10 protein-coding genes, 3 tRNA genes and 1 pseudogene are annotated in these 14,410 nt (G+C 61.9%); 11 read left to right on the plus strand and 3 right to left on the minus strand.

Translation table 11 applies throughout. From position 1 onward, the window contains the following. The first annotated feature begins 113 nt into the window (after positions 1 to 113). The 11 genes and pseudogenes from accD to IFT47_RS10555 all read left to right on the plus strand — a co-directional run bounded on the left by accD (position 114) and on the right by IFT47_RS10555 (position 9,835). On the plus strand, positions 114 to 1,034 hold the full coding sequence (accD, locus tag IFT47_RS10505) for an acetyl-CoA carboxylase, carboxyltransferase subunit beta (RefSeq protein WP_192172945.1): 921 nt from the start codon (positions 114 to 116) through the stop codon (positions 1,032 to 1,034). Further along, positions 1,031 to 2,337: pseudogene (gene folC, locus IFT47_RS10510) on the plus strand (bifunctional tetrahydrofolate synthase/dihydrofolate synthase). The gene accD and the pseudogene folC overlap by 4 nt, the downstream one beginning before the upstream one ends. Then, complete coding sequence (locus IFT47_RS10515; RefSeq protein WP_192172717.1) at positions 2,321 to 3,025, plus strand: SPOR domain-containing protein; 705 nt, start codon at positions 2,321 to 2,323, stop codon at positions 3,023 to 3,025. Before folC ends, IFT47_RS10515 begins: the two are co-directional and overlap by 17 nt. A gap of 279 nt (positions 3,026 to 3,304) precedes the next feature. After that, positions 3,305 to 3,892 (plus strand): CvpA family protein, encoded by a 588-nt coding sequence (locus tag IFT47_RS10520; protein ID WP_037011737.1) that lies wholly within the window; start codon positions 3,305 to 3,307, stop codon positions 3,890 to 3,892. A gap of 12 nt (positions 3,893 to 3,904) precedes the next feature. Next, positions 3,905 to 5,413, plus strand: a complete 1,509-nt coding sequence (gene purF / locus IFT47_RS10525; RefSeq protein WP_065986403.1) for an amidophosphoribosyltransferase — start codon at positions 3,905 to 3,907, stop codon at positions 5,411 to 5,413. A 21-nt stretch (positions 5,414 to 5,434) separates the two neighbouring features. After that, complete coding sequence (locus IFT47_RS10530) at positions 5,435 to 6,646, plus strand: O-succinylhomoserine sulfhydrylase (protein ID WP_192172716.1); 1,212 nt, start codon at positions 5,435 to 5,437, stop codon at positions 6,644 to 6,646. A 161-nt stretch (positions 6,647 to 6,807) separates the two neighbouring features. Beyond that, positions 6,808 to 6,883, plus strand: a tRNA-Val gene (locus IFT47_RS10535). Between the two features lie 74 nt (positions 6,884 to 6,957). Continuing rightward, positions 6,958 to 7,034 (plus strand) — tRNA-Asp (locus tag IFT47_RS10540). Between the two features lie 122 nt (positions 7,035 to 7,156). After that, positions 7,157 to 7,233: transfer RNA gene (locus IFT47_RS10545), tRNA-Asp, on the plus strand. A 196-nt stretch (positions 7,234 to 7,429) separates the two neighbouring features. Beyond that, positions 7,430 to 8,695, plus strand: coding sequence for a 3-phosphoshikimate 1-carboxyvinyltransferase (gene aroA, locus IFT47_RS10550; protein ID WP_192172715.1), 1,266 nt, complete (start codon positions 7,430 to 7,432; stop codon positions 8,693 to 8,695). 261 nt (positions 8,696 to 8,956) lie between these two features. Continuing rightward, a complete protein-coding gene (locus IFT47_RS10555; protein WP_192172714.1) occupies positions 8,957 to 9,835 on the plus strand; it encodes a DUF2242 domain-containing protein in 879 nt (292 codons plus the stop codon). Between the two features lie 205 nt (positions 9,836 to 10,040). Here the strand turns inward: IFT47_RS10555 and ilvA are convergent, their stop codons facing one another. From ilvA to IFT47_RS10570, 3 genes are all read right to left on the minus strand, one after another. Continuing rightward, positions 10,041 to 11,585, minus strand: a complete 1,545-nt coding sequence (gene ilvA, locus IFT47_RS10560; RefSeq protein WP_192172944.1) for a threonine ammonia-lyase, biosynthetic — start codon at positions 11,583 to 11,585, stop codon at positions 10,041 to 10,043. Between the two features lie 618 nt (positions 11,586 to 12,203). Continuing rightward, positions 12,204 to 13,244: an AraC family transcriptional regulator gene (locus tag IFT47_RS10565; protein WP_192172713.1), complete on the minus strand. Its 1,041-nt coding sequence runs from the start codon at positions 13,242 to 13,244 to the stop codon at positions 12,204 to 12,206. A gap of 3 nt (positions 13,245 to 13,247) precedes the next feature. After that, positions 13,248 to 14,399: a carbon-nitrogen hydrolase family protein gene (locus IFT47_RS10570; protein ID WP_192172712.1), complete on the minus strand. Its 1,152-nt coding sequence runs from the start codon at positions 14,397 to 14,399 to the stop codon at positions 13,248 to 13,250. Between the last annotated feature and the right edge of the window lie 11 nt (positions 14,400 to 14,410).

Below are 14,410 nucleotides of genomic sequence, written 5' to 3' on the forward strand. Positions count from 1 at the left end.
CGCGCCGATCGCTGTACGACATTTGGCGGCACCGTACATGACATTGGTTTAAGGGCATGCGCATGGCACCGATTGCCATCGCGTTCGAGCCATCGGTACTGGAGAAAGAAAGCATGAGCAACTGGTTGGTAGACAAACTGATCCCTTCGATCATGCGTTCCGAGGTCAAGAAGAGCTCGGTGCCCGAAGGTCTGTGGCACAAGTGCCCGTCCTGCGAAGCGGTGCTGTATCGCCCGGAGCTGGAAAAGACCCTGGACGTCTGCCCGAAGTGCAACCACCACATGCGCATCGGCGCCCGTGCCCGTCTGAATATCTTCCTGGACGCCGAAGGCCGTCAGGAGATCGGCGTTGATCTGGAGCCGGTGGACCGTCTGAAATTCCGCGACGGCAAGAAGTACAAGGATCGCCTGGTCGCCGCGCAGAAGCAGACCGGTGAAAAGGACGCGCTGATTTCCATGAGCGGCACCCTGTTGGGCATGCCGGTGGTGTGCAGCGCATTCGAGTTCTCCTTCATGGGCGGCTCGATGGGTGCGGTCGTGGGTGAGCGCTTCGTACAAGCCGCCAACTACGCGCTGGAAAACCGTTGCCCGATGATCTGCTTTGCGGCCTCCGGCGGTGCGCGCATGCAGGAAGCGCTGATCTCTCTGATGCAGATGGCCAAGACCTCGGCCGTGCTGGCGCGTCTTCGTGAAGAAGGCCTGCCGTTTATTTCCGTGCTGACCGACCCGGTCTACGGCGGTGTTTCTGCCAGTCTGGCGATGCTGGGCGACATCATTGTCGCCGAGCCCAAGGCCCTGATCGGCTTCGCCGGCCCTCGCGTGATCGAGCAGACCGTGCGCGAGAAGCTGCCGGAAGGCTTCCAGCGCAGCGAATTCCTGCTCGACCATGGCGCGATCGACATGATCATCCACCGTCAGGAACTGCGTCAGCGTCTGGGTAACGTCCTGGCGCAGATGATGGGGCTGCCGACGCCGAAATTCGTGGCGCCGAAACTTGAGCCGATCGTTGTGCCGCCTGCTCCGGCCAACCTATGACCGCACGCTCTTTGAGCGACTGGCTCAGTTACCTGGAACAACTGCACCCCTCGGCCATCGACATGGGGCTGGAACGTTCGCAGCAGGTGGCCACGCAGATGGGCCTGACCCGGCCGGCGCCGAAAGTGATCACCGTCACCGGCACCAACGGCAAGGGCTCGACCTGCGCATTCGTTGCTTCTTTGTTGCAGGCACAGGGCCTGAAGGTCGGCGTTTACAGTTCGCCGCACCTGCTGCGCTACAACGAGCGTGTCCAGGTGCAGGGCGTTGAGGCGACTGACGCCGAGCTGTGCGCGGCGTTCGAGGTGGTCGAGCGTGGCCGTGGCGACGTCTCCCTGACTTACTTCGAGATGGGCACGCTGGCAGCCTTCTGGCTGTTCGAGCACGCCGGGCTGGACGCCGTCGTGCTGGAAGTCGGTCTCGGCGGGCGGCTCGATACGGTCAACCTGATCGACGCCGACATGGCGCTGGTCACCAGCATTGGTGTCGATCACGCGGAGTTTCTAGGCAATACCCGTGAGAGCGTGGCCTTCGAGAAGGCCGGGATATTCCGTGAAGGAAAGCCCGCGCTGTGCGGCGATCTCGATCCACCGCAGCCATTGCTCGACAAGGCGCGGTCACTGAATTGCCCGCTGTCGCTGCGCGGTCGCGATTTCGAGGTGCAGATCAACGCGACGGGTTGGGACTGGTCGGGCACCGACGCAAACGGCCGGAAAGTCGAACTGCATTCGCTGCCGTTACTCGACCTGCCCATGCAGAACGCGGCCCTGGCGCTGCAGGCCTACCTGCTGCTGGATTTGCCGTGGGATGAGGCGACCCTTCGCGATGCGCTCGTCAACACGCGCGTCACTGGTCGCCTTGATCGTCGCAGCATCGACTGGCAGGGCAAATCGCTGAGCCTTCTGCTGGATGTCGGCCATAACCCCCATGCGGCAACGTTTCTCGCCCAGCGCCTGAATCAGCGACCGGTGGCAGGCAAGCGGCTGGCGGTGTTCGGTCTGCTCAATGACAAGGACCTGCAAGGCGTTCTGGCGGAGTTGATCGAAACGTTCAGCAGCTGGGCCGTGGCGCCGCTGCCAACGCCGCGCAGTCGTCCGGCACAAGAGATCGAACAGGCGTTGCAGAACCTTGGCGCTCGCGTGACGTCTCACCCGAGTATCGCGCTGGCGCTTGAAGCCCAGTGCGCCCACGCGACAGCCGACGACGAGATTGTTCTGTTCGGGTCTTTTTACTGCGTAGCCGAGGCCCTGGAATGGCTTGCTGGCGCGTCACGGAGGAAGTGACACATGGCTTTGCTGGATAAAGCGTACAAACAGCGCATGGTGGGAGCGTTGGTGCTGATTGCCATCGCGGTGATTTTTCTGCCGATGCTGTTTTCGCGTCAGGACGAAGCCCGCCGTGTGCAGGTCGATGCGCCTGCCGCTCCGCAAGCGCCGGCCACCTCGCCGATCAAGGTCGAGCCGGTCAGCGTGCCTGAACAGCAGCCATTGCCGCAGGAGCCCGTGCCGACCGATGACGAACTGACCCAGCCTGCTCAGTCCACCCATACTGCTCAGCCCGTTCAGCAGCGCACCAGTCAGCAGCCGCCGGCAATGCCCATTGCGCCAGCGCCTTCCAAGCCTGTGGCTGCTGCGCCTAAGGCCGTTCAGACCGCGCCCGCGAAACCTGCTCCGGCGCCGACACCTGCACCCGCTCAAGCGCCAGCACCCGTCGCATCGGCGGCTGACACCAGCCGAGTCGATGCAAATGGTCTGTCGGTCACGTGGTCGGTGCAACTGGCGAGCCTGTCCAACCGCGCCAACGCCGACAATCTGCAGAAGACCCTGCGCACTCAGGGCTACAACGCCTACATCCGCACCTCCGATGGCGTGAACCGTGTCTTCGTGGGCCCGGTGATCGAGCGCGCCGAAGCCGATCGTCTGCGTGACACGCTGGAAAAGCAGCAGAAAATCAAAGGCATCGTCGTGCGCTTCCAGCCGGAGCGTAGGTAACTCGACTGACGCCTTCCCCCAGTAGGACCGGCTTTAGCCGGGAAGAGGCCGGATCAGCCACCCTCGATTTCGCGGTGTGGCAAATGCCGCCTTCCCGGCTAAAGCCGGTCCCACCAGGGAAGGGGCCGGATCTGACACCCTCGACTTAGGGTTCAACCCGCCCCGACCTCGAACAAAGTCCAATAGTTCGCCTTAATTGGCCTTCATCCGCAATCGCTGCTTACCGGCAGGCGAGTGCTCTGCTAAAATCCGCCGCCTTATCAGTCTGTAGGCTGCGACGTGTCATTTACTCCGGTTGACTGGGCGATCATTGCAATTGTCGCCATCTCCGCTTTGATCAGTCTCAAGCGCGGCTTCGTCAAAGAAGCACTGTCCTTGCTGACGTGGATCATCGCAGGTGCCGTCGCCTGGATGTTTGGCGGATCGCTGGCCCAGTATCTGGTCAACTACATCGAAGCACCTTCGGCGCGCGTGATTGCGGGCTGCACCATTCTTTTCGTCGCCACACTGCTGGTCGGCGCCATGGTCAACTTTCTGATTGGAGAACTGATTCGCGTCACCGGGCTGTCCGGGACCGATCGTTTTCTGGGCATGGTCTTCGGCGCGGCGCGCGGAGCCTTGCTGGTTGTCGTCGCGGTCGGGCTGTTGAGCCTGGGCCCGGTGCAACAGGATCAATGGTGGCAGCAGTCCAGGCTGCTCCCGCAATTTGTCATGGTCGCTGACTGGTCGAAAAACCTGATTCTCGGGATGTCCAGCAAGTGGCTAGCCAGCGGAGTCAGCGTACCTGTTGACATCCCGTTCAAGGATCACCTCCTGCCGCCTACAACGCCGCCGGAAGTGTTCGGTAAATCCAGTTCCACTAAGTAGGGGTTGTGTCGCATGTGTGGCATCGTCGGTATCGTCGGCAAGTCGAACGTCAATCAGGCGCTTTATGACGCGCTCACCGTCCTCCAGCACCGCGGCCAGGACGCTGCCGGTATCGTGACCAGCCATGACGGCCGGTTGTTTCTGCGCAAGGACAACGGTCTGGTTCGGGACGTGTTCCACCAACGCCATATGCAGCGTCTGGTCGGGCACATGGGCATTGGTCACGTACGTTATCCAACGGCAGGCAGCTCCACGTCAGCCGAAGCCCAGCCGTTCTACGTCAACTCGCCTTACGGCATCACCCTGGCGCACAACGGCAACCTGACCAACGTCGAGCAGTTGGCCAAGGAGATTTACGAATCCGACCTGCGCCACGTCAACACCAACTCCGACTCTGAAGTCCTGCTCAACGTGTTCGCCCACGAGCTGGCCGTGCGCGGCAAGTTGCAGCCAACTGAGGAAGACATCTTCGCGGCCGTCACCGACGTGCATAAGCGTTGCCGTGGCGGTTATGCGGTCGTGGCGATGATCACCGGTTACGGCATCGTCGGCTTCCGCGACCCGGACGCCATCCGCCCGATCGTCTTTGGTCAGCGTCACACCGACGAAGGCGTCGAGTACATGATCGCCTCCGAGAGCGTCTCGCTGGACGTGCTCGGTTTCACCCTGATCCGCGACCTGGCCCCGGGTGAAGCGGTGTACATCACCGAAGACGGCAAGCTGCATACCCGTCAGTGCGCCACCAACCCGAAATACGCCCCGTGCATCTTCGAACACGTCTATCTGGCGCGCCCGGACTCGATCATCGACGGCATCTCGGTCTACAAGGCGCGTCTGCGCATGGGCGAGAAGCTGGCCGACAAGATCCTGCGCGAGCGTCCTGATCACGACATCGACGTGGTCATCCCGATTCCGGACACCAGCCGTACGGCGGCGCTGGAACTGGCGAACCACCTGGGCGTGAAATTCCGCGAAGGCTTCGTCAAGAACCGCTACATCGGCCGCACCTTCATCATGCCGGGCCAGGCCGCGCGGAAAAAATCCGTGCGCCAGAAGCTCAATGCGATCGAGCTGGAATTTCGTGGCAAGAACGTGATGCTGGTGGACGACTCCATCGTGCGCGGCACCACGTGCAAGCAGATCATCCAGATGGCCCGTGAAGCCGGCGCCAAGAACGTCTATTTCTGTTCCGCGGCCCCGGCCGTGCGCTTCCCCAACGTCTACGGCATCGACATGCCGAGTGCCCACGAGCTGATCGCTCACAACCGTTCCACCCAGGACGTGGCCGACCTCATCGGTGCCGACTGGCTGGTCTATCAGGACTTGAATGACCTGATCGAGGCGGTGAGCGGCAGCAAAAAGATCAAGATCGACAATTTCGACTGTTCGGTCTTCGACGGCAAGTACGTGACCGGTGACATCGACGAGCACTACCTGAACAAGATCGAGCAGGCGCGCAATGACGCCTCCAAGGTCAAGACTCAGGCGGTGAGCGCGATCATCGATCTGTACAACAACTAATCCAGACAAGGAGCAGGCGGCATGACTCAGGAATGGGATGCCGGTCGACTGGACAGCGATCTCGAGGGCGTCGGTTTCGACACCCTCGCGGTTCGTGCCGGTCAGCACCGCACGCCGGAACGCGAACACAGCGATCCACTGTTTTTCACGTCCAGCTACGTGTTCCGCACGGCAGCCGAGGCGGCCGCGACCTTCGCCGGAGAGATTCCCGGCAACGTCTATTCGCGCTACACCAACCCGACCGTGGCTTCGTTCGAAGAGCGCATGGCCGCGCTGGAAGGCGGCGAGCAGGCGGTGGCGACGTCCACCGGTATGTCCGCCATTCTCGCTACGGTAATGAGCTTCTGCAGCGCCGGCGACCATGTGCTGGTGTCGAAAAGCGTGTTCGGGTCGACCATCAGCCTGTTTGAAAAGTACTTCAAGCGCTTCGGGGTCGAGGTCGATTACGTCCCCCTCGCCGAATTGTCCGGCTGGGACGCGGCGATCAAACCGAATACCAAGATGCTGTTTGTCGAATCGCCTTCCAACCCGTTGGCGGAGCTGGTCGACATCAGCGGGCTGGCGGAAATCGCCCACGCCAAGGGCACGCTGCTGGTGGTCGATAACTGCTTCTGCACCCCGGCCCTGCAGCAGCCGCTGCGCATGGGGGCGGACGTGGTCGTGCACTCGGCGACCAAGTTCATCGACGGTCAAGGCCGCGCCATGGGTGGCGTGGTGGTCGGTCGCAGCGAACTGATGAAAGAAGTCGTCGGTTTTCTGCGCACCGCGGGCCCGAGCCTGAGCCCGTTCAACGCCTGGCTGTTCCTCAAGGGGCTCGAAACCCTGAACATCCGCATGAGTGCCCATTGCCAGAGCGCCCTTGAACTGGCGCAGTGGCTCGAACAGCAGGAGGGCATCGAGAAGGTGCATTACTCCGGTCTCGAGAGCCACCCGCAGCACGCGTTGGCCAAACGTCAGCAGAAGGCGTTCGGCGCGGTGGTGAGCTTTGAAGTGAAGGGTGGCAAGGATGGCGCGTGGCGCTTCATCGATGCCACGCGGTTGATCTCGATCACCGCCAACCTGGGCGACACCAAGACCACCATCACCCACCCGAGCACCACGTCCCACGGTCGGCTGTCGCCGCAGGAACGTGAAGCCGCCGGTATTCGTGACAGCCTGATCCGCGTTGCGGTAGGGCTGGAAGACGTCGCTGACCTGCAGGCGGATCTCGCGCGGGGTCTGGCTGCGTTGTAAGCAGGTGCCTGAACAAGAAAGCGAGCCTCGGGGCTCGCTTTTTTGTTCCTGATGTGCAGCTTCGTGCTTGCTGCTAAAAATCGCTCTTTTTAAAAAAACTTCAAGCGGGCTATTGACTTAGGTTCGTCACCTGCGTAAATTTCGCGGCCTCAGCGAAGCAAGGGTGATTAGCTCAGCCGGGAGAGCATCTGCCTTACAAGCAGAGGGTCGGCGGTTCGATCCCGTCATCACCCACCATCGTTGAGTGTTTCACAGCAGCATCAGACGCTGAAGGATACTGAGATTCAGCAGGACGAAAGTCCACGCAATGCGCAGCGGTAGTTCAGTCGGTTAGAATACCGGCCTGTCACGCCGGGGGTCGCGGGTTCGAGTCCCGTCCGCTGCGCCACATTTTCCGAATTGGGGTTTCCCGGTTTGAGATTGAAAACCAAGGTTTTCGGTCAGTGTTTTACGAAGCAGGCCCAAGGGTCGGTTTCAACAGCGTTAAGCAGATGCAAATCTGTGCGACAAGCAGCGGTAGTTCAGTCGGTTAGAATACCGGCCTGTCACGCCGGGGGTCGCGGGTTCGAGTCCCGTCCGCTGCGCCATACATAGCTTCGCGGTCCTTGAACGCCTTGAAGCAACAGAGAAAGCGATCCCTGGATCGCTTTTTTTGTGCCTGCGATTTGGCGAAAGCATCGCCTGTCGCGCTGGATGCTGCACAGCCCGGCGATAAATGCCATCATCGCCGGCTGTAAACGCGGCGCTGTGCGGTGCCTGATTTCGAATTTGGAGAGCTGGACCATGGGCATGAACCAAACCATCACTGTCATCCCGCCGGGCGTACCGCTGACGGGCCATGTGTCGCCGCCCGGCTCGAAGTCCATCACCAACCGCGCGCTGCTCCTGGCAGCCCTCGCCAAGGGCACCAGCCATTTGCGCGGTGCACTGAAAAGCGACGATACCCGTCACATGTCCAACGCCCTGCGGCAGATGGGCGTGACCATCGACGAGCCAGACGACACCAGCTTCGTCGTCACCAGCAGCGGGCATCTTGAGGCGCCGCAAGACGCGCTGTTCCTCGGCAATGCCGGGACCGCGGTACGATTCCTGACAGCGGCCGTGTGCACGGTGAATGGCAGCGTTACGCTGGACGGCGATCACTACATGCAGAAGCGCCCGATCGGCCCGTTGCTGGAGGCACTGCGCAAAGGCGGCTTGAACGCGGAAAGCGCCACCGGTTGTCCGCCGGTGGTGGTGCACGGGACCGGTTCGATCACCGCCACTCGCTTTGAAATCGACGGCGGCCTGTCGAGTCAGTACGTTTCCGCCCTGTTGATGGTGGCGGCCTGTGGCGATGCGCCGATTGAAGTGGCGCTGACCGGCAAGGAGATCGGCGCCCGTGGCTACATCGACCTGACCATCGCCTGCATGCGTGCGTTCGGGGCCGAGGTCGAGGTGCTGGATGATGCGTTGTGGCGCGTTGCGCCGACGGGTTACACCGCCTGCGATTACCAGATTGAGCCCGACGCATCGGCCGCGACTTATTTGTGGGCTGCCGAGGCATTGACCGGCGGCAAGATCGACCTGGGCGTGGCGGGGGAGGCGTTCACTCAGCCAGACGCCAAGGCCATGGAAGTGATCGTGCAGTTTCCGAAGATGCCTGCGGTCATCAATGGCTCACAGATGCAGGACGCGATTCCTACACTGGCGGTGCTGGCAGCTTTCAACGAGACGCCGGTGCGCTTCGTCGATCTGGCTAACCTGCGAGTCAAGGAATGCGATCGCGTTCAGGCGCTGCACGATGGCCTGAATCAGGTCCGCCCCGGACTGGCCTCGGTAGAAGGGGATGACTTACTCGTTGCGTCTGATCCGAGTCTGGCGGGGACCAGCAGCGACGCCTTGATCAACACGCACTCCGACCACCGCATTGCCATGTGTTTCGCGCTGGCCGGCTTGAAGGTGGCAGGCGTGCGGATTCAGGATCCGGAATGCGTCGGCAAAACTTACCCCGGCTACTGGCGTGCGCTGGAATTCCTCGGCGTGAAATTGGTGCACGGCGAGGTCTGAAGCCCAGAGCATGCCGGGCCTGAGGCAGTCGACTGATCGATGCCAGGCCCGGCGTGCCGATTTTTCCGACCCTCTTGCGGTCTGATCAGCGCACCCTGCGCTTCCCGGACAGGCCCACGGGTGCAGGCCCCGTGCACAGTTACCCTTTCGATGTATCCACACGGTTGCAAACTCTGCGTTGATCCCATGGCAGGCTTGTTGCAGACTTACCGGCGTTTTCTCCGGTCCACTTTCAGTCGACCAATTGCCCCAGGATGTTTGATGCCTAAATTACTGAGCTTTCGTACCGCATGCTGGGTCATTACCCTGCTGGCTGCCGCAGGCTGCTCGTCGAAAAAACCGACGGTCTATGAGCATGAGAATTTCGACGATGCCGGGACGTTCTCCCGCAACTACCCGGTGTCGGATGCCGCCACCTGCGAAGCGGCCCGGCGGGCACTGCTGAGCCAGGGCTACATCATCACCAGCAGCGATCCCAAAGTGATCAGCGGCCATAAAAGCTTCCAGCAGACCGGCGAAACCCACATGGAGATCAGCTTCAACGTTGTGTGTGCGCCGGACGGCAGTGCCGACAACAAGACCACCATGTTCGCCAACGCACTGCAGGATCGCTATGCGTTGAAGAAGGTCAACAACTCGGCGAGCCTGGGGGTAGGGGTGCTGGGCTCGGTGTCTATGCCGATTGGCTCGACCGACGACTCGATGGTCAAGGTCGCCAGTGAAACCGTGGCATCGTCCAAGTTTTATGATCGTTTCTTCGGGCTGGTGGAAAACTTCCTGCCGCCTGAAGTGAAGAAAGCCGCGCACATTGAAGAGAAGCCAAAGACCGACCTGGGCATGCCTGAGCCGGTGCCGGGCAAACCGGCGGCGTTGACCGAGCAGAAGCCGGCGGCTGCACCTGCCGCTGCCGCCCCAGCTGCAACGACGCCAGTTGTGCCAGCGCCGTTGGCAACCCCTGCGACTCAGCCTGCGCCCGCTGCCGAACAGAGCAGCGAGCCAATGCCTGCGCCTGCCGAACCGGAGCCGTTGAAGGCCGAAACAGCGACGCCTGCGGAGGCCGCGCCTGCCACAACGCCTGCGCCGGCAACGACCACCGAGCCGAGCGCTGCGCCAGCGGTTGAGTCAACGCCGGCGCAGTGAGCTGCGCTGCTACTTCCCAGGTGAGGTGCCGCGTGCTGACACCGCACATGCAGCAAACTCAAAACCTGTGGGAGTGACTGGGGTGGCGCTCCACCTTGCTCACGAAGTGGTCATTTCAGCCACTGGAGGTTTAGTGGCTGTACTGAAGTCTTCGCGAGCAAGGGTGCGCTGGGCCTGCAGATCTTCGGTGTCGTTCGTAGCCGCATCACCCCAAAAACAGCTTATACGCCGGGTTCTTGGTTTCATCCCAATACGGATACCCAATCTCCGCCAGGGCCTGGGGCACCAGATGCCGTTCATCCTCCGGCACCACTAACCCCGCCACCACTCGGCCATCCGCGGCGCCGTGATTGCGGTAGTGGAACATCGAAATATTCCATTTCCCGCCCAGCTTGTTCAGGAAGTTGAACAACGCGCCCGGCCGCTCCGGGAATTCAAAGCGCAGCACCACCTCATCGCTGACCCTCTCCGAATGCCCGCCGACCATGTGCCGCAGGTGCAGTTTGGCCAGTTCGTTGTCGGTCAGGTCGAGCACCGGGAAACCCTGCTCCGTCAGGCTCGCGATCAGGGCTTTGCGCGGGTCGGTGTCGGGGTGGGTCTGCACGCCGACAAAGATGTGTGCCTCGCGGTCAGTGTGGTAGCGGTAGTTGAATTCAGTGATCTGCCGCTTGCCGATTGCTGCGCAGAACGCCTTGAAGCTGCCCGGCTGTTCCGGAATGGTAACGGCAATGATCGCCTCGCGGCCTTCGCCCAGCTCAGCGCGCTCGGCCACATGGCGCAGGCGGTCGAAGTTGACGTTGGCTCCGGAATCGATGGCAACGAAGGTCTGCCCGGTGACTTCGTACTGTTCGGTGTACTTCTTGATCCCGGCCACTCCCAGGGCGCCGGCGGGCTCGGTGATCGAGCGGGTGTCGTCGTAGATGTCCTTGATCGCCGCGCAGATTTCATCGGTGCTGACCGTGATCACTTCGTCGACGTAATCCTTGCAGATCTCGAAGGTGTACTGCCCGATCTGCGCCACCGCCACGCCATCGGCGAACAACCCGACCTGCTGAAGCACCACGCGCTCGCCGTAGGCCATGGCCTGTTGCAGGCAGTTGGAATCGTCCGGTTCGACGCCGATCACCTTGATTTCCGGGCGCAGGTATTTCACGTACGCCGCGATGCCGGCAATCAGCCCGCCGCCACCGACCGGGACGAAGATCGCATCCAACGGCCCCTGATGCTGACGCAGGATTTCCATCGCCACGGTGCCTTGCCCGGCAATGGTGTCGGGATCGTCATACGGGTGAACATAGACGTAGCCGTGTTCCTCAACCAGCTTCAGCGAATACGCCAGCGCTTCGGGAAACGAGTCACCGTGCAGTACGACTTTTCCGCCCCGAGAGCGCACGCCTTCGACCTTGATCTCGGGGGTGGTCTTGGGCATGACGATGGTGGCGGACACGCCTAGGGTCTTTGCTGCCAGCGCCAAGCCTTGGGCGTGATTGCCCGCAGACGCCGTCACCACGCCCCGCGCCAGTTCTTCCGGACTCAACTGCGCCAGCTTGTTGTACGCGCCGCGAATCTTGAAGGAGTACACCGGCTGCAAGTCTTCGCGCTTGAGCAGCACGTTATTGCCCAGGCGCGCAGACAGCTGGCGGGCGGCGTGCAGAGGGGTTTCCACGGCAACGTCATACACGCGGGAGGTCAGGATCTTTTTGACGTAGTGATTGAGCAAGTCGCCCTGAACGAGCGGCTGGGCTGGCATCTGATTCATCGTGTGGGCCTCGTGGAAAGGCTTGCGATGATCAGGTTGGCGGCGAAGAAAGCGAGGGAAGGGCGAATGATCATGTCTGGCTCCTGATGTGGTTTTTGGCCCGGGAGACAGAGATAAAAAACCCGCCTCTAGGGCGGGTTGGGTGCAAACGTCGGCTAACCCGCCATGACTGGAATGGCGGTAATAATTATCTGGACGAAGAAATGCTGGGGTGCGTTCATGGCGTCGAGACTATTGCGAACACGGCGAGGTCGTCAAGGGGGCTAACCCCGTCATCGCTAAAAAACTGGCAGGCCGAAAAAAACGGAGGGCGAGCCCAAAGAAGGCTTGGAGATCATTTGGCACTTGCCGTTTATCCGGGCGCGTCTAGTGTTCAACGGGACTTCATTTTTTGTTCATGAGGGCACTTTAGGGTTGGGCGCGTAGTCAGTGAATCTGCTGCTGAATGACTCAGCGACACAAAAGCACCATCGATCACAAGAACCCGCCACGAGGGCGCAATAATGGACGAGTACCAGGAAGAACTGCTGGAATACCAGGCGTACGAGATGGACCCGCTGGAACCTGCCGAAGACGCCACTGAGTTGTAAGAAAGCCCACGCCTGCCAGTCAGAGCGACTGGCGCTGGCTACGACGAAACGCACCGGGCGTCTGTTCGGTCCAGCGTTTGAAGGCCCGCTGAAAGGCTTCGGCCGACGCAAATCCCAACAAGTAAGCGATTTCGCCAAAGGCCAGTTCGGTGTCCCGAATGTAGGTCATGGCGAGGTCGCGCCGGGTGTCATTGAGGATCGCGCGAAACTGTGTGCCTTCGTCCGCCAGCTTGCGGCGCAGCGTCCAGGTGGGCAGCTTCAGTCGCGCGGCCACTTCTTCAAGATCCGGCTCCCGCCCCCCATTCAACAACGGCCCCAGCAATTGGGTGATGCGCTCGCGCAGGCTGCGAGTGCGGGTGAGCTGTTCCAGTTCCCGTTCACACACCTGCAGCAGATGCCGCCAGGTACTCGGCACGTGGTCGGGGTTGCGCAGGCCAAGCTGATGCTGGTTGAGGCGCAACTGGTTGACGCCCGCTGCGAAACTCACGGGCTGCTCGCAGAGCGTGGCGTATTCCGCGGCGTAGGCGGGGGCGTCGAATTCGATCTCCAGACGTTCGGCGACAAGCTTCGTCCCGCTCAGGGTCGACAGCTGATGCAGCCAGCCGCTGAGAATCGAATCCACCACGAAGCGGTTGTAGTCGTTGTACGGACTGATCGAGTAAAAACGCAGCCAGGCACCGGCGCTGTCTTCGTACAGGCTCGACTGGCCGCGATAATTCGAGCCGTACAGCGCTTCAAAGCGAATCAGCGTCCGCGCCGCTTCCCGCACCGTTGGCGCTTGGGCAGCGGTGATGCCGGCGAGCCCGGCGTGGCTCAAGCGACTGGATTGGCCCATCCGCAGGCCCAGGGCAGGCACGCCGGTGAGTTCGATGGCCCCATGGCCCAGGCGCATGTAGCGCGGGATCGACAGCCGGGCGCCGGCCTCACCCAGTCGCGCGGCATCCAGGCCGTATTGCTGAAGCAGCGGTTGCGGGTTCTTGCCTTCGCCGCGAACAGCATCGGCGAGGCTGTGGACGAAACCCACGGACAGATCGCCCAGACGCACGCGAGGGGAGGTCATCGGTTACAACCACAGATTGATCAGGCGCGCGCCATGACCGGTGCGGACGCCTTTCGGGGCGGCGCTGATGGATTGCTCGGCGATGCTCTGCCCGTCGCGGCTGGCGAAACTGTGGCCGGCGCTGCCCTGGTCCCAGAACTGGCCGCGCATGAACACGCTGACGCCGGCCTTCGCCGTGCTGGCCGGTGTCAGGGCCAATCGACGCCAGGCTTCGCCCTGGGTGATCGGCTTGGCGCCCAGGTTCAGATGGGCCGCCAGCGCGTCGTGCTTGTCGCTGCGCCAGGGTTGCGACCAGCCGTCCGTGCCGGCGACGTAGGCCGGGACCGCAATCAGCTCGACGCCGCTGGCATTGAGGCGCGCGTAGTTGTCGGGGTACCAGCTGTCACTGCCGATCAGCGTCGCCAGTCGCCCGGCGGGGGTGTCGATTACGTTGAGCGGCGCGTCCTTGCCGGGTCGGATGTATCCCCGCTGATTCCAGCCCGGAAACAACTGACGCTGGGGTTGCCCCAAGGGCAGGCCGTCGGGGCCGAACACCAGGCTGCTGTTGTAGAGCGCGCCACGGCCGATGCGCAGTTCACCGTTTTCCACCTGCGGGCTGGGCAGCACGATCGAGCCCGCCACCAGCGTTACCCCGAATTCCTTCGCCAGCCCGCCGAACACGGTTTGATAGTCCTGCGCCATGCTGTGCGCCTTCATGCGCAAACGCGCATCCTCGAAGCGGCTGCTGCCCCGCGCGTGAATCACCGCGTCGATGAACAGCAGCGGGTTGCTGAACGCCAGCCAGTTCATGGCTTCTTCGAGAGTGGTGGCCTGATAGAACTGGGTTTTTTCGTCCACCGCCAACAACCAGGTGCCGATGTGCTCGGGCAGCACCACGATGGTTTTATCGTTGAGCAGCCCATGGTCGCGAGCCTGCACCAGATAGGACGCCAGCTTGCGGTGCAGGCGCTTGACGCTCGAATAATCGGAAGGGAACAGCTCGGGCTGAATGCCCAGCAGGTTGCCGCGTTCCCCGGGTTGCCCGTCGTTGATCACCAACTGGATGCGCAGGTCCGTCAGGTAGTGCCCGACATGACGCTTGCCCGTCCACAGCCCGTAGCTGACGAGAAGCATCACCAGCACTGCTGCGGTAAGTGAGCCGAGAACTTTGCGCATGAAGAAAGGAG

It is taken from the genome of Pseudomonas sp. CFBP 13711 (assembly GCF_014842265.1).
Taxonomy (GTDB): domain Bacteria; phylum Pseudomonadota; class Gammaproteobacteria; order Pseudomonadales; family Pseudomonadaceae; genus Aquipseudomonas.

Coding starts and splice junctions, on each gene's coding strand:
- aroA (WP_192172715.1), top strand. CDS start 7,430: ATGGGCATGAACCAAACCATCACTGTCATCCCGCCGGGCGTACCGCTG.
- IFT47_RS10565 (WP_192172713.1), bottom strand. CDS start 13,244: ATGACCTCCCCTCGCGTGCGTCTGGGCGATCTGTCCGTGGGTTTCGTC.
- IFT47_RS10570 (WP_192172712.1), bottom strand. CDS start 14,399: ATGCGCAAAGTTCTCGGCTCACTTACCGCAGCAGTGCTGGTGATGCTT.
- IFT47_RS10515 (WP_192172717.1), top strand. CDS start 2,321: ATGGCTTTGCTGGATAAAGCGTACAAACAGCGCATGGTGGGAGCGTTG.
- IFT47_RS10555 (WP_192172714.1), top strand. CDS start 8,957: ATGCCTAAATTACTGAGCTTTCGTACCGCATGCTGGGTCATTACCCTG.
- accD (WP_192172945.1), top strand. CDS start 114: ATGAGCAACTGGTTGGTAGACAAACTGATCCCTTCGATCATGCGTTCC.
- ilvA (WP_192172944.1), bottom strand. CDS start 11,585: ATGCCAGCCCAGCCGCTCGTTCAGGGCGACTTGCTCAATCACTACGTC.
- purF (WP_065986403.1), top strand. CDS start 3,905: ATGTGTGGCATCGTCGGTATCGTCGGCAAGTCGAACGTCAATCAGGCG.
- IFT47_RS10530 (WP_192172716.1), top strand. CDS start 5,435: ATGACTCAGGAATGGGATGCCGGTCGACTGGACAGCGATCTCGAGGGC.